Source organism: Caballeronia arvi, from assembly GCF_001544695.2.
In the GTDB taxonomy this organism is placed as follows: Bacteria; Pseudomonadota; Gammaproteobacteria; order Burkholderiales; family Burkholderiaceae; genus Caballeronia; species Caballeronia arvi.
This window is the reverse complement of the sequence record NZ_FCOM02000004.1, coordinates 11,888-26,051: the sequence shown is the minus strand read 5'-3', so window position 1 is coordinate 26,051 and position 14,164 is coordinate 11,888. Positions and strand designations below refer to the sequence as shown.

Sequence of the window (14,164 nt, the reverse complement as noted above, 5' to 3'; positions counted from 1 at the left end):
TCAACGAGCCGAAAAGTGAATAATTCTTTTGAACGCTTTTCCGTTTTCTTGACGAAAACGTAAATCGTAATCAACGTTTGCAAATTTCAACCTTTTAGTCCGGTTCCGGCTGCCATACTCGTTCATTTAGGTCTGTCCCAGCAACTGCATTTCAATTGCTTCCGAATGGCGCGGCGAGAATATTCGCACGCGCCGAATTGCGATCATTGCTGAAATAAATTCGAATTACTAATCGAATTAATCCCTAATCGAACGAGTCAGTCAATATGTCGAATAATCAGGAGCCGCGCCGCCGCTTCCTGCGGCAGGTCATTGCCATCATGCCGGCTGCGACCGTCGTGACGGGCGCGGCGCTCACACAGACCGCGTGCAGCCAGTCGGCGGAAACGGCAGCCGCATCGCCTTCCCGTGACTATCATCCCGTCTATTTCCACGCGTCCGAATGGCGCTTTTTGCAGGCCGCCGTCGATCGTCTGATTCCCGAAGACGGGCACGGTCCGGGGGCGCTGAAGGCAGGCGTGCCGGAATTCATCGACCGGCAAATGGAAACGCCTTACGGCTACGGCAAGCTCTGGTACATGCAGGGGCCGTTCCATACGGATTTGCCGCCGGAACTCGGCTATCAGATGAGCCTTACGCCGCGCGATATCTATCGCCTCGGCATCGCGGCATGCAACGACTGGTGCGAGAAACAATACGGCGGCAAAGTCTTCGCGGACCTCGATATCGCCACGCAGGAAGCCGTGCTCGCGCAACTGGAGCACGGCAAGACCGAATTCGACGCGCTGCCCGCGCAAACCTTCTTCTCGTATTTGCTCACGAACACAAAGGAAGGCTTTTTCGCCGATCCGATTTACGGCGGCAATAAGGACATGGCCGGCTGGAAGATGATCGGTTTTCCTGGCGCGCGCGCGGATTTCGCGGACTGGATCGACCGGCCGGGCGAGAAATATCCGTATGGCCCGGTATCGATCGACGGAAGGCGGGGGTAAGTCATGGCGATTCAAAAGAAAAAAGTCGATTGCGTGATCGTGGGTTTCGGCTGGACCGGCGCGATTCTGGGTCAGGAACTCACCGATGCGGGTCTCGATGTCGTCGCGCTCGAACGCGGCGCAATGCGCGACACGCCGACGGACGCGGAGTATCCCAAAGTCATCGACGAGCTGGCCCACGTGCGCCGCGGCAAGCTGTTTCAGCATCTGGCCAACGAAACGGTCACGATCCGTCACGGCGTGGACGATCTGGCCGTGCCGTATCGGCAGCATGGTTCCTTCCTGCTCGGCAATGGCGTGGGCGGCGCGGGTTTTCACTGGAACGGCATGCACTACCGCGTCCTGCCGGAAGAGTTGAAGCTGCGTTCGCACTACGAAGAGCGCTACGGCAAGAAGTTCATTCCCGAAGGCATGACGGTTCAGGACTTCGGCGTGACCTACGACGAGCTCGAACCGCACTTCGCGTTCGCCGAGAAAGTGTTCGGCACATCGGGCAAGGCGGGCAATCTCAACGGTACGATCCAGCCGGGCGGCAATCCGCTCGAAGGGCATCGCAGCAGCGAGTATCCGACCGCGCCGCTGAGGAACTCGCTCTCCGCGCAACTCTTCGAGAAAGCCGCGCGCGAAGCGGGTTTCAATCCGTATCCGGCGCCGGCGGCGAATGCGTCCGAGCCGTACACGAATCCGTATGGCGTGCGCCTCGGGCCGTGCAACTTCTGCGGGTTCTGCGAACAGTTCGGCTGCTACATGTACTCGAAGGCGTCGCCGCAGACCACCATCCTGCCGGTGCTGCTGAAGAAGCCCAACTTCGAACTGCGCACGAATGCCTACGTGACCAAGGTACTGCTCGATTCCGACAAGAAGCGCGCCACGGGCGTCAGTTATATCGACGCACAAGGCCGCGAAGTCATACAGCCCGCCGATATCGTGATCGTCGCGGCGTTTCAGATGCACAACGTGCGTCTGCTGCTGCTGTCGGGCATCGGCAAGCCGTACGACCCGAAGACGGGTGAGGGCGTCGTCGGGCGCAACTATGCGTATCAGATGAACGGCGGCATCAACGTGCTGCTGCCGAAAGGCACGCAACTCAATCCGTTCATCGGCACGGGCGCGGGCGGCGTCGCGATGGACGATCTGAACGGCGGTCAGTTCGATCACGGCCCGCTCGGTTTCCTCGGCGGCGCGAGCATTCGCCAGGTGATGTACGGCGGACGCCCGATCAGCATGACGCCCACGGTGCCCGGCACGCCCGCATGGGGCAGCAAGTGGAAAGACGGCGTGGCCGATGCGTATCAGCGCTACATGACCATCGGCATTTCCGGCTCGGTGATGCCGTATCGCGATGCCTGTCTCGATCTCGACCCGACGTATCGCGACGCGCACGGTTTGCCGCTCTTGCGCATGACCTTCGACTGGCACGACAACGAATACGCGATGCTCGGCTACATGGGCGATCGCATGGAAAGCGTCGCGAAGGCGATGAAGCCCGAAGCGTATTTCAAGGCGATCCGCAAGAAGGGCGAGCACTACGACACGCGCGCCTATCAGTCGACGCACACGACGGGCGGCGCGGTGATGGGTTCGTCGCCGCAAACGAGCGTCGTGAACAAGTATCTGCAGAGCTGGGACGTGCATAACGTGTTCGTGACGGGCGCGTCCGCGTTCCCGCAGAACATGGGCTACAACCCGACGGGCGTCGTGGCCGCGCTCGCCTTCCACACGGCAAAGGCGATCCGCGAACAGTATCTGAAGCAGCCGGCTCCGCTGGTGCAGGCTTGAGGAGACGGTGATGATATTCAAGAAACTCACGACCGCGTTGATGTCGGCGCTGATCGTCGCGGGTGCGTCGTTCACGCATGATGCGATTGCATCGGGCAGCACGGATGCGCAACTGATCGAACGCGGGCGCTATCTCGCAAGCGTCGGCGATTGCGCCGCGTGCCACACGACGAAGGGCGGCAAGCCGTTCGCGGGCGGGCTCGGCATTGCGTCGCCGGTCGGCACGATCTATTCGGGCAACATCACGCCGGACAAGGAAACGGGCATCGGCGCTTACACGCTCGAGGACTTCGATCGCGCGGTGCGTCAGGGCATCGCGAAGGACGGCTCGACGCTCTATCCCGCGATGCCCTACGCATCGTATGCGAAGGTCAAGCCATCCGACGTGAAAGCGCTCTACGCGTATTTCATGAACGGCGTGCAGCCGGTTTCGCAGCCCAATCGTGCGACCGATATTCCGTGGCCGCTCTCGATGCGCTGGCCGCTGCGCTTCTGGCGCATGTTGTTCGCGCCGGCGCCCGTCGCGGACGACACACCGCTCGCCGATCACTCCGCCGCGCGCGGGCGCTATCTCGTCGAAGGGCTCGGACATTGCGGCGCATGCCATACGCCGCGCGGCATCGGCTTGCAGGAAAAGGCGCTGACCGACGCGAGCCCGCTATATCTGTCGGGCGGCACGGTCGACGGCTATCTCGCGAAAAGCCTGCGCGGCGACACGAAGGACGGTCTCGGCGCATGGAGCGAGGCGGACATCGCGGCCTTCCTGAAGAGCGGGCGCACCGCGCACTCGGCCGCGTTCGGCGGCATGAGGGACGTGGTTCAGGACAGCACGCAGCACATGAGCGACGCGGACCTCGGATCGATCGCGCTTTATCTGAAGACGCTGTCGCCCGTGCGCGCAGCGGAACCGGCGCTCAAGCCCGACGATGCCGCCGCGCTCAGGCTGCGTGACGGAGCCGACACGAGCAACGGCGCGCTGACGTATATCGACAACTGCGCGGCGTGCCATCGCACGAGCGGCGCGGGTTACGGCGGCACGTTCCCGCGGCTCGCGCTGAACACGGTGGTGAATTCGGACGATCCGAGCTCGCTCATCACGCTGGTGCTGAAGGGCGGTCAGATGCCGTGGACGAAGGCCGCGCCGACGCACTACGGCATGCCCGGCTTCGCGGACCGCCTGACCGACCGCGATGTCGCCGATGTGCTGACCTTCGTGCGTTCGAGCTGGGGCAATCGCGCACCGGCGGTGACGGTCGATCAGGTCAAGACGCTGCGTCACACGACCGGCGCCAGGCGTCAGCCGGCGCGCCCCGAGAACGGCTGACGCACACACGACGAATCAGCGCGCGTCGCTGACCGTCGTGTTCATCGCGACGCCGGCGATCACCGTGTTCTTCAACGTGATGTCGTGCACGTTGTAGGCGTAGATCGGGCCGGGCGCGGTGGCCGACGCGGGGCCGGCCGCGACCGGCGAGCCGAAATCGCAATCGGTGATCGTGACGCCGGTGATCGCGGGAATCGCGGGCGTGGGGGCGGGGCCGTTGTAGTCGAACGCGACCGGCCCTTGCGCGACGATCGCCTGGAAGCACGATCCGGTTGCGCCGTTCAGCATCACATTGCTCGCCTTCACGTTCGAGATATTCACGTTCTGCACGAGCGCGGGCCGCGTGCGGATCGCGTCCTTCGACGGCTGATAATCGCAATCGAACGTGATGATGCCGCCCTGCGCCGCCGATGGATTCGCCGCGCTGGCCGTCACCACGCCGAGCGGCACCGTCGCGTTGATCGGACTGCCCGCGAGCAGGCTGGTGCCGTAGCCCGAAGGCGTGAGACTCACGCCATTGGGCAGCGTCACGTTGTCCACGTAGAAATCCTTCACGAAGCCGCCGCGGTTCATGTTCGTCTTGATGCGAATCGCGATGTTCAGCGAATTCGTCGCCCAGAACTTGTTGAGCATCTGCAGATTGCGCGCATAGATTTTCTGCACGCCACCGCCCATTTCGCTGCCGAGCGTGATGCCGCCGTGGCCGCTGTTCATCGTGCAGTTCTGGATGACGTGGTTCTGCGCCGGGCCGTACTGCGTGTCGAGATCCTTGCCCGACTTGATCGCGATGCAGTCGTCGCCGGTATTGAACGTGACGTTCTCGCACAGCACCGTGTTGCATGCGTCGGGGTCGAAGCCATCGTTGTTCGGGCCGATACTGTCGACGGTCACGCTGCGCATCACGACATTCTGGCAATCGGTCGGATGATGCTGCCAGAACGGCGTGTTGTTCGTGCGATAGCTTTCCATCAGCACATTCGTGCAGCCGATGAATTCCACCATGCAGGGCCGCAAATAATGACCGATGCCGAAGATGCGCTTCTCGATCGCGACGCCCGCCTCGGATAGCGCGGGCAGATAGTTCTGATCCTGCTGCCAGGGCGTGGCGGGATCGGTGAGCTTGGCGTAGAGCGCATCGGCGATGCCGGGCACGGCCGCTTTCAGATCGACGTTGTTCGGATTGAGCGATGCCTGCGACGGCGTCGATGCGTTCACGCAGCCGTACACGCCGTTATTGCCTTTCCATGTCCACCAGCACGTGGCCGTGTTGCCGCTGCCGGCGAAGGGCGTCATCGCCTGGCCGTTGAGCACGGAGGTGTCGCCTTCGCCCGTGACCGCGATGTTCTTCTGGTTGCGCGCGTAGACCGGCGGGCCGTAGTTCAGGCAATCGTTCGCCTGCCAGCGGCTGTAGAAGAGCTTGCCGTTCGGGCCGCAATCGATGGGGCCGTCCTTCGCGTAGTCGGCGGGATTCGGGCTGAAGTAGATCGTGCAGTTCGCGCTCAGGTGAAAGTCGACGTTCGACAGCAGCACGATCGGGCCCGCGCAATACCACGTTCCCGCCGGCACGACGACATGGCCGCCGCCCGCCGCGCTGCAAGCCGCGATGGCCGCGAGAAATGCCGGGCGCGAATCGAACGAGGCGGGCGCGTTGGTCTGGTCCGCGCCGGTGGAAAGCGGCGATTTGGCCGGATCGGTGTACGGATTCGCCACCGCGACGACGGCGCAGGGTTTCGCGCCGTAATCGGTGACGGGGAACTGGCGGCTCGGGAACATCGATGTCGATACGCTTTGCAGCGCGTTGACGATCTGCGTCGCCGAACCGGACGGGCCCCAGATCGGATCTTGCGCGGCGGGCGGCGGTGTCGTGCCGGAGCCGGAGTTGTCGTCGTGGCCGCCGCAGCCGGCCAGCGCGCCGAGCGTTCCCATCGCGCCGATGAGCGGTGCGCCCGCCGAAATGCCCGCGAATTTCACGAAGGTGCGGCGCGCGGCAGAGCGCACAGCCGATGCGTGTTTCGGTTGCTTCATCGAAATGTCTCCTGATACGGATTTCTGGTTCTGGATGCGTGCGAGTGCGCGGACGTGGAAACGTCCGGCCTGACTTCGAAGCGGAGAAAAGGGAAAGGCCTCAGCGCGGCGGTTGCGCGAGGCGATACTGGATAAACAAACGACGTCGTATGACTTGAGCGCGGCGGGGCATGGCGTCTCCAGCAATGTTCTGATGCGCGCGTGGGTCCGCGCGTCGTGCAGCAAACGTTAGCGGAGTTGCCGGTTGAACGTCAAGCAGGGAGTTACGTGTACGCCGCGTGTGGCGTGCAGATATCGGACATCGTATTTATGCGGCTTTCTTCAGCACGAGCCGTGCTTCCAGCCCGCCGCCTTCGCGCTGATGTAGCGTGAGGGACGCGTCCATCGCGAGCGTGAGCTGCCGTGCGATCGCGAGACCCAGCCCCGTGCCACCGGTTTGCCGGTTGCGCGAGCCTTCGAGCCGCACGAACGGCTCGAACACCGCCTCCAGCGATTCGGCGGGAATGCCCGGTCCGCGATCGAGCACGGCGATCACGGCGCGGCCATCGGCGCGGGAAGCGACTTCGATTTCCGCCGCGCCCGCATACTTGATCGCGTTATCGACGAGATTACCCACCACGCGTTTGAGCGCCTGCGGAGGCGCCATCAGCGCCCCGCCGATGCTGCCGGTGAGCGTTACGCTTTGGCCGGCATCGAGATAATCGTCGACGATGCTTTCGAAGAGCGCATCCGCATCGATGCGCCGCGGCGCTTCGTTCGTGCCGTGCAGCGTGCGCGCATACGTGACGCCTTCCTTCACGAGCGATTCCATCTCCTTCAAGTCCTGCTGGAGCTTCGCGCCCGCCGTTTCGTCGTCCATCGTGTCAACGCGCAGGCGCATGCGCGTGATCGGCGTCTGCAGATCGTGCGTGATCGCCGCGAGAATCTGCATGCGCTGCGTCATGTACAGCGAGACGCGGTCCTGCATCGCGTTGAACGCCTTCGCGGCGCGCGCGACTTCCTCCGGTCCGGATTCCGGCAGGCGCTCGGCCTTGAGATCGGGGCCGAGCGTGTCCGCGGCGCTCGCAAGCTGCTTGAGCGGGCCGGTGGCGAGGCGCACCGCGAGCCAGCAGCACGCGCCGAGCACGATCAGTTGCAGCACGAGAACCAGCGGCAGCCACGTGGATAGCGGCGTGCCGACCATCGGACGCATGTCGATGGTGAGCGGCGAGCCGTCCGACAGCTTCAGATGCACCTGAAAGCGTTCCTTGTGGCCGGGCATCGCGTTGACGGTCACCGGATAGCGCTTGCCGATGCCATCGCTGATCGAGCGCGCGAAGCGTTCCGAGAGCGCGGCGTCGGGCGGCGCACCGTTCGTGTCGCCCGGTCCGAGAATGAATTCATAGCTGCGCCGCGCGAGCCGCGGCAGCCATGCGGCGCGTTCGGCTGGCGGCAGATGATCGAGCAGCGCGACCGAGCTCGCGACCTCGCGCTCGACGTAACCCACCATGACGTTGGTCATCGATTCGTCGCGTTCGCGCATCGTCAGCAGGAACGAGAAGGTCTGCGCAAGCGCCAGTCCGACGACGAGGATCAGCGCAAGCCGCGCAAACAGCGTGCGCGGCCAGTGCAGCAACGGAGTCGATGAAACCGTGCTCATTGGGACGACTCGATCGGTTTGACCTCGGCCGAGAACACATACCCTTCGCTGCGCAGCGTTTTGATGTAGCGTGGCTCGCGCGCCGTATCGCGCAGACGTTGACGCAGGCGCGACACGAGCAGGTCGATGGAGCGGTCGAACGCATCGGCCTGGCGGCCCTGCGTCAGATTCAGCAACTGATCGCGCGTGAGCACGCGCTGGGCATTGTCGAGAAACACGCGCAAGAGACGATATTCCGCGCCCGAGAGCGCGACCATCGTGCCTTCGGCGTCGAGCAGATGGCGCGCGGTCGTGTCGAGACGCCAGTCACCGAAGCCGAGCATTTGCGACGACTCACTCACCTCCATGCCCGGCGGCAGCATGCGCGTGCGGCGCAACACCGACTTGATGCGCGCGAGGAGCTCGCGCACGGCGAAGGGCTTCGGCAGGTAATCGTCGGCGCCCATTTCGAGGCCGAGAATGCGATCGGCTTCTTCATTGCGCGCGGTGAGCATCAGCACGGGCACATCGCGGAACTTGCCCGAGCGCAGTTCGCGGCACAGCACGAGGCCGTCTTCGCCAGGCAGCATCAGATCGAGCACGACGAGATCGGGCGCGCCCTGCTGTTCGAGCACGGCGCGCATCTGCCGGCCGTTCGCCGCGAGCGACACGCGCATGCCGTTCTTTTCGAGGTACTCCGCGAGGAGCTCGCGAATGCCGCGATCGTCGTCGACGATCAATACGTGATCAGTGGTTTCCATCGATGGATCGTTGTCGTTGACGCTTCAGTTGCACCCGGCTCGGGCTGACCAGCAGACACTGAACCGGATGGGCCATTTCCGTCGCTATCCCGCCTACGAGGAAGGCGAGCACTGCCAGCATGCGTTTCATGTCCTGCTCCCGCTGATAACCGATGACTGCGTTATAGCGCGGTTCGGCGGGGCTTTTGTATCGCAGTGTATCTCGCATGCCGCACGATACATAACATTGCGCAATGCGCCTTTCCCCGACACAAGCGGGATACGCGCGAGCAGTCCAATGCGGTCATGCCGATGAGAACGTCGGCTTTCACCGCATCGAGAGGACTTCATCATGTTTGCTGCAATCAGGAAAGCCGCCGCATGCGCAGGACTGGCCGCGTGCGCCGCGGTCGCGCCCGCGCCCGCCAGCGCCGACATTAACGCCCACGCTGCGCCGGAATTCGCCGGCATCGACACCTGGATCAACAGCGCGCCCCTCACGCTCGCTCAGTTGCGTGGCAAGGTCGTGCTCGTCGACTTCTGGACCTTCGCGTGCGGCAACTGCATCAACACGCTGCCGGCCGTGCAGTCGTGGCATCAGAAATACAAGGACAAAGGGCTCGTCGTGGTCGGCGTGCATACGCCCGAGTTTCCGTTCGAGCAGGACACGAACAACGTGAAGCGCGCCGTCGAGCGTTTCGGGATCACGTACCCGGTCGCGCAGGACAACCGCTATGCGACGTGGGCGGCATACGGCAATCAGTATTGGCCGGCGTTCTATCTCATCGACAAGCACGGGCGCGTGGTCTATTCGCACGTCGGTGAAGGCGATTACGCGCAGACCGAAGCGGCCATCGAAAAGCTGCTGGCCGAGCACTGAACCGGGCATTCGTATCGCAATGTATCTGGAACGAACACGATACAAAACATTGCACAGCACCCGGTTTCAGGACACATGCCAGATACCTGCAAGCCTTCAAATACACACAACGACGGCAAACGAGTGAAACGCAAAGCGAACACTGCGAAAGCCGAAGTGCAGAAACACATTCGACAGACTGATTGATCCGCCCAAGGAGAAACACCATGAAATCCACGATCGTTGCTTTCGCTCTCGTCGCCAGCGCCATGACCGGTGTTGCTCATGCCGCCATGACCAACCACAACCCGGTGGACGTGCAGACGCAGCAGGCCGTCGCGAATCACACGTATGCCGGCAAGACCCGCGCCGAAGTCAAACAAGAGCTGGTGCAGGCACAACGCGACGGCCAGATCGCCGCATTGCGCAGCCTGTATCAAGGCAGCTGATTCGAACGCTCATTGAAACCACGACAAAGAGGCCCATCATGATCAAGCAACTCGTCACCGCCACAGTTCTCGCCATCAGCGCCGTCGCAGCCGGCTCCGCCTTCGCCAGCAGCGGCTACGGCCCCGCGCCGCACTACGACCCGCTCGCGGGTGCGCCCGCCTCGCAGCGCGGCGTGAGCGCGCAGACCATCGCCAGCGAAAGCGCCGCCATGCCGATGCAAGCCTACGGCGGCATGGGCGACACCGTCTCGCAATCGGGCGGGCGTGGTGTAGCGACGAACGACGTCGCCCGACTCTTCGCGCATCACTAAGTCAATCCACCTTTCGAACGAACCAAGAGGAATTCATCATGACCCAGATCGACACCGTCCTGTACACCGGCAAAACCCGCGTCGTCGGAGGCCGCGAAGGCCACGCGAAGAGCACCGATGGCCGTCTCGACGTCAAGCTGTCGCCGCCTGGATCGGCGGGCGCGGGCACCAACCCCGAGCAGATGCTCGCCGCGGGCTGGTCCGCGTGTTTCATCGGCGCGATGGGCAAGGCCGCCGCGAAGCTGAAGACGCGCCTGCCCGCCGACACCGCCGTCGATGCCGAAGTGGATCTCGGCATGGCGGGCGAAGCGTATCTGCTGCGTGCGCGTTTGAACGTGAGCCTGCCGGGTATCGAGCGCGCGGTGGCCGAAGAGATCGCGAATCTGGCGCATCAGACTTGCCCGTACTCGAAGGCGCTGAAGAGCAACATCGACGTGACGATCTCGGTGGTCTGACGCGTTTCGTCGCCGCGATCCGGCGATTCGGTCCGGTAGACTGGGCGCTTCATCGAACCTGAGCGAAGCCCGAGCCGACATGGACCGAATCGACGCGATGAAGGTCTTCATCGCCACGCTGGACGAAGGCAGCCTGGCGGGCGCGGGGCGGCGGCTCGGCCGTTCGCCCGCCGCCGTGAGCCGCGCGATCGCCTTTCTCGAGGAACATACCGGCACGGCCTTGCTTCATCGCACGACGCGCACGATCCGGCTTTCCGAAGCGGGCGAGCGCTATGCCGCCGCGTGCCGCCGCATCCTCACCGATCTCGAAGAAGCCGACTTGCTGATCGCGCACGAGCGCGCCGCGCCGCGCGGCCTGCTGACGATCACCGCGCCCGTCGCGGCCGGCGAAGACATCCTGCGCCCGCTGCTCGACGATTTTCTGGCGCGCTTTCCCGCCGTCTCCGTGCGCCTGCAACTGCTCGACCGGCCCGTGAGCCTGATCGACGAAGGCATCGATGTCGCGCTGCGCATCGCGCATCTGTCGGACTCGACGCTGATCGCGATTCCCGTGGGCGAAGTGCGGCGCGTCGTGGCGGCGTCGCCGCGCTATCTCGCGAAGCATCCGCGCATCGGAAAGCCTGCCGATCTCGCGCAGCATCGAATCATTTCGATGACGCATTTCGGCCTTGATTCATGGAGCTTTCCGACATCGGGCGGCTCGACGATTCCGCAGGTCGTGCAATTCGCGCCGCGCTTCATCGTGAATACGGTGCGGGCGGCGGTGGCGTCGGCCGTCGACGGTCACGGACTCACGCGGCTCTTTTCCTATCATGTCGCGAAGGAAGTGAAGGACAAGTCGCTGCAAATCGTGCTGACGGACAGCGAGCATGCGCCGTTGCCGGTGCATCTGCTCACGCCGCACGGACGCCTTTCGGTGCCGAAAGTGCGCGCATTCGTCGATTTCGCCACGCCGCGCCTGCGCCGCCAGTTCAGACAACTGCAACTCGATTCAACCGCCTAGCGGAAGATTGACTTCCGGTTCGCGACGATTCTCTCTTCATTCGATCGAATATAGACTGGCCTTCATGGAAGGGTGCGTGGTCCGCGCCCGATGCAGCAGTGGAGGCCGTATGCAAGACGCAGTCTTGAATCGATCGGAAAGCGGAGCGTTTCCAATCTGGCGCGGAGTGCTCGCCGGCGCAAGTGCGAGTCTCGTCGGCATCGGGCTCGCGCGCTTTGCCTACACGCCGCTGTTGCCGGCGATCATCGGCGCGCACTGGTTTCCGGCGTCGACGGCGGCTTATCTCGGCGCGGCCAATCTCGGCGGTTATCTCGCGGGCGCGCTCGCGGCGGGCCTGCTCGCGCGGCACGCGCGCGCCGCCACCGTTCTGCGCGCGATGATGGTGCTCGCGACGATCGCGTTCGTCGCGTGCGCCTTTCCGGTTTCGTTTCTGTGGTTTTTCGCGTGGCGCTTTCTGTCGGGCATTTCGGGCGGCGCGCTGATGGTGCTCGCCGCGCCGACGATCATCGCGCACGTCGCGCCGTCGCGCCGCGGTTTCGCGAGCGGCGCGATCTTCACCGGCATCGGGCTCGGCATCGCCGCATCGGGGACGATCGTGCCGCTGCTGCTGCGGCAAGGGCTCACCGAGACGTGGCTCGGCCTGGCGGTGGTGTCGCTGCTGCTGACGATCGTCGCGTGGAACGGCTGGCCCCCGCAGGATGCGCCGCGTCCTGCGCAAACGAACGTGCACACCCATGTGAAGACGCCAGCGCCGCGCGCGTTGCGCGCGCTTTTCGCCGAGTACGCGCTGAATGCGGTCGGGCTCGTGCCGCACATGATCTTTCTCGTCGATTTCGTCGCGCGCGGCCTCGGCAAGGGCGTCGATGCGGGCGCGCAATACTGGGTGCTGTATGGGCTCGGCGCCATTGTCGGACCGCTTCTGGCCGGTCATCTCGCGGATCGCGCAGGATTCGGGCGTGCGCTTCGCGTCGCGTTTCTGATTCAACTGGTGGCCGTGGCGCTGCCGGCGATTTCATCGAACACCGGTTTGCTGATGGTGTCGAGCGTGCTGGTCGGTGCGTTCACGCCGGGCATCGTGCCGCTCGTGCTCGGACGCGTGAACGAACTGCTGGCGCATCATCCGGCCGCGCAGAAGGGCGCATGGAGCACCGCGACGACCGGATTCGCCGTGCTGCAGGCGCTCGCCGCATACGGTTTGTCGTTTCTGTTTTCGAACAGCGGCGGATTATCGCCTGCTGTTTGCGATCGGCGCAGGCGCGCTCGCGGTCGCGCTCGTCGTGGATCTGTTCGCCGCGTCGAGGTCGAAATGAGTCAGGTCTTTCAGGCGGCGATGCCGCGCGGCTACGCCGAACGCAACGAACACTACTGGCGGCGCAATCTCGCGGTGTGCGTGTTCGGCTCCTTCACGACGCTCGTGAGCCTCAGCATGCTGCTGCCGTTTCTGCCGCTGTACGTGCGGCAGCTCGGCGTCGAGTCGCAGGCGGCAGTGATCGAATGGTCGGGCGTCGCGTTCAGCGCGACGTTTCTCGGCACCGCCGTCACCGCGCCGCTTTGGGGCCGTCTCGCGGATCGATACGGCCGCAAGCCGATGCTCGTGCGCGCCGCGCTCGGCATGGCCGTTGTGATGTCACTGATCGGCGTCGCGCATTCGGTGCAACAACTGGTCGCGCTGCGTTTGCTCGCGGGGCTGCTCGGCGGCTACGCGTCGGCATCGACGGTGATGATCGGCACGCAGGCGCCGCGCGAACGGGCAGGGTGGGCGCTCGGCATTCTGTCGACGGGCGCGCTCGCGGGCAATCTCGCCGGGCCGCTCATCGGCGGATTGCTGCCGGGACTGATCGGCATTCGCGGGACCTTCTTCGCGGGCGCGGCGATGATCGCGGTGGCCGCGTTCTTCACCATCGTTCTCGTGAAGGAAGACTTTCATCGCGGCGATGCGAAGAAGCGCGCGACGCACGCGGCGTCGGCACGGGCGCATCGCACGAACTACGGGGTCGTCGCCGCGCTGCTCGCGACCGCGATGATGGTGCTGCTCGCCAATATGTCGATCGAGCCGGTCATCACCGTTTATATCGGGGGCCTGGGCGTGTCGGCGGATCATGTGGCGCGCATCGCGGGCGTCGTGATGGCGTGCTCCGCGCTCGGCAGCATGCTGACGGCGGCGCGGCTCGGGGCGCTCGCGGATCGCATCGGAAGCTGGAATGTGATCGTCGGATGTCTGGTGCTCACGGGCATCGCGATGATTCCGCAGGCGTTCGTGCATCAGTGGTGGGAGCTTGCCGCGCTGCGCGTTGTGATGGGCATGACGCTCGCCGGGCTGCTGCCTTCGATCGCGAAGCTCGCGCGCGGCGCCGTCGATGAAAATGGCAGCGGGCAGATGCTCGGCTATCTGCAATCGGCACAGTTCAGCGGGCAGGTCATCGGGCCGGTGATCGGCGGGCAGATCGGCGTGTGGTTCGGGCTGCACGCCGTGTTCTTCGCGACGGGCAGCCTGCTGATCGCGTGCGCGGGGCTCGCGCATTGGGCGCGCACACGATAAAGACATCATGCGCAGTTTAAGTTTCGCTTAAGGCGCGCAACTTACGGTAGCGGGTCTTTTGCCCGCCGCC

At 64.3% G+C, this 14,164-nt stretch carries 13 protein-coding genes and 1 pseudogene; 10 read left to right on the top strand and 4 right to left on the bottom strand.

What is annotated here, in order from left to right:
• Window positions 1–266 precede the first annotated feature (266 nt).
• The 3 genes from AWB74_RS06395 to AWB74_RS06385 are packed head-to-tail and all read left to right on the top strand — an operon-like array spanning window position 267 to window position 4,095.
• The gene (locus AWB74_RS06395; protein WP_061145943.1) at window positions 267–992 is read left to right on the top strand and encodes a gluconate 2-dehydrogenase subunit 3 family protein; all 726 of its coding nucleotides are present in this window, start codon (window positions 267–269) and stop codon (window positions 990–992) included.
• Between the two features lie 3 nt (window positions 993–995).
• Window positions 996–2,771, top strand: a complete 1,776-nt coding sequence (locus AWB74_RS06390; RefSeq protein ID WP_061145942.1) for a GMC family oxidoreductase — start codon at window positions 996–998, stop codon at window positions 2,769–2,771.
• 13 nt (window positions 2,772–2,784) lie between these two features.
• A complete protein-coding gene (locus tag AWB74_RS06385; RefSeq protein WP_061146169.1) occupies window positions 2,785–4,095 on the top strand; it encodes a c-type cytochrome in 1,311 nt (436 codons plus the stop codon).
• A 15-nt stretch (window positions 4,096–4,110) separates the two neighbouring features.
• On the opposite strand, the gene AWB74_RS06380 is transcribed toward AWB74_RS06385, so the two are convergent.
• The 4 genes from AWB74_RS06380 to AWB74_RS46860 form a co-directional block, all read right to left on the bottom strand.
• A complete protein-coding gene (locus tag AWB74_RS06380; protein ID WP_061145941.1) occupies window positions 4,111–6,120 on the bottom strand; it encodes a glycoside hydrolase family 28 protein in 2,010 nt (669 codons plus the stop codon).
• A 307-nt stretch (window positions 6,121–6,427) separates the two neighbouring features.
• Window positions 6,428–7,759 (bottom strand): sensor histidine kinase, encoded by a 1,332-nt coding sequence (locus AWB74_RS06375; RefSeq protein ID WP_061145940.1) that lies wholly within the window; start codon window positions 7,757–7,759, stop codon window positions 6,428–6,430.
• The gene (locus AWB74_RS06370) at window positions 7,756–8,499 is read right to left on the bottom strand and encodes a response regulator (RefSeq protein WP_061125551.1); all 744 of its coding nucleotides are present in this window, start codon (window positions 8,497–8,499) and stop codon (window positions 7,756–7,758) included. Before AWB74_RS06370 ends, AWB74_RS06375 begins: the two co-directional genes overlap by 4 nt.
• Entirely contained in the window at window positions 8,486–8,629 is a 144-nt protein-coding gene (locus AWB74_RS46860; protein WP_167390430.1) for a hypothetical protein, read from the bottom strand. Before AWB74_RS46860 ends, AWB74_RS06370 begins: the two co-directional genes overlap by 14 nt.
• A 201-nt stretch (window positions 8,630–8,830) precedes the next feature.
• Here AWB74_RS46860 and AWB74_RS06360 point away from each other — a divergent pair, with 201 nt between their 5' ends.
• The 7 genes and pseudogenes from AWB74_RS06360 (at window position 8,831) to AWB74_RS06330 (ending at window position 14,094) form a co-directional block, all read left to right on the top strand.
• Complete coding sequence (locus AWB74_RS06360) at window positions 8,831–9,358, top strand: thioredoxin family protein (protein ID WP_061145938.1); 528 nt, start codon at window positions 8,831–8,833, stop codon at window positions 9,356–9,358.
• A gap of 206 nt (window positions 9,359–9,564) precedes the next feature.
• Window positions 9,565–9,786 carry a DUF4148 domain-containing protein gene (locus AWB74_RS06355; protein WP_061145937.1) on the top strand — a complete coding sequence of 74 codons (222 nt, stop codon included), beginning with the start codon at window positions 9,565–9,567 and terminating at the stop codon, window positions 9,784–9,786.
• Between the two features lie 38 nt (window positions 9,787–9,824).
• The gene (locus AWB74_RS06350; RefSeq protein ID WP_061145936.1) at window positions 9,825–10,097 is read left to right on the top strand and encodes a hypothetical protein; all 273 of its coding nucleotides are present in this window, start codon (window positions 9,825–9,827) and stop codon (window positions 10,095–10,097) included.
• A 38-nt stretch (window positions 10,098–10,135) separates the two neighbouring features.
• Entirely contained in the window at window positions 10,136–10,552 is a 417-nt protein-coding gene (locus AWB74_RS06345) for an organic hydroperoxide resistance protein (protein ID WP_041733356.1), read from the top strand.
• Between the two features lie 79 nt (window positions 10,553–10,631).
• A complete protein-coding gene (locus AWB74_RS06340) occupies window positions 10,632–11,555 on the top strand; it encodes a LysR family transcriptional regulator (RefSeq protein WP_061145935.1) in 924 nt (307 codons plus the stop codon).
• Window positions 11,556–11,664: 109 nt separating this feature from the next.
• A pseudogene (locus AWB74_RS06335) lies at window positions 11,665–12,865 on the top strand (YbfB/YjiJ family MFS transporter).
• Window positions 12,862–14,094: an MFS transporter gene (locus tag AWB74_RS06330; protein ID WP_061146168.1), complete on the top strand. Its 1,233-nt coding sequence runs from the start codon at window positions 12,862–12,864 to the stop codon at window positions 14,092–14,094. The pseudogene AWB74_RS06335 and the gene AWB74_RS06330 overlap by 4 nt, the downstream one beginning before the upstream one ends.
• Window positions 14,095–14,164 lie beyond the last annotated feature (70 nt).

Coding starts and splice junctions, on each gene's coding strand:
- AWB74_RS06370 (WP_061125551.1), bottom strand. CDS start 8,499: ATGGAAACCACTGATCACGTATTGATCGTCGACGACGATCGCGGCATT.
- AWB74_RS06395 (WP_061145943.1), top strand. CDS start 267: ATGTCGAATAATCAGGAGCCGCGCCGCCGCTTCCTGCGGCAGGTCATT.
- AWB74_RS46860 (WP_167390430.1), bottom strand. CDS start 8,629: ATGAAACGCATGCTGGCAGTGCTCGCCTTCCTCGTAGGCGGGATAGCG.
- AWB74_RS06355 (WP_061145937.1), top strand. CDS start 9,565: ATGAAATCCACGATCGTTGCTTTCGCTCTCGTCGCCAGCGCCATGACC.
- AWB74_RS06345 (WP_041733356.1), top strand. CDS start 10,136: ATGACCCAGATCGACACCGTCCTGTACACCGGCAAAACCCGCGTCGTC.
- AWB74_RS06340 (WP_061145935.1), top strand. CDS start 10,632: ATGGACCGAATCGACGCGATGAAGGTCTTCATCGCCACGCTGGACGAA.
- AWB74_RS06390 (WP_061145942.1), top strand. CDS start 996: ATGGCGATTCAAAAGAAAAAAGTCGATTGCGTGATCGTGGGTTTCGGC.
- AWB74_RS06360 (WP_061145938.1), top strand. CDS start 8,831: ATGTTTGCTGCAATCAGGAAAGCCGCCGCATGCGCAGGACTGGCCGCG.
- AWB74_RS06350 (WP_061145936.1), top strand. CDS start 9,825: ATGATCAAGCAACTCGTCACCGCCACAGTTCTCGCCATCAGCGCCGTC.
- AWB74_RS06330 (WP_061146168.1), top strand. CDS start 12,862: ATGAGTCAGGTCTTTCAGGCGGCGATGCCGCGCGGCTACGCCGAACGC.
- AWB74_RS06380 (WP_061145941.1), bottom strand. CDS start 6,120: ATGAAGCAACCGAAACACGCATCGGCTGTGCGCTCTGCCGCGCGCCGC.
- AWB74_RS06375 (WP_061145940.1), bottom strand. CDS start 7,759: ATGAGCACGGTTTCATCGACTCCGTTGCTGCACTGGCCGCGCACGCTG.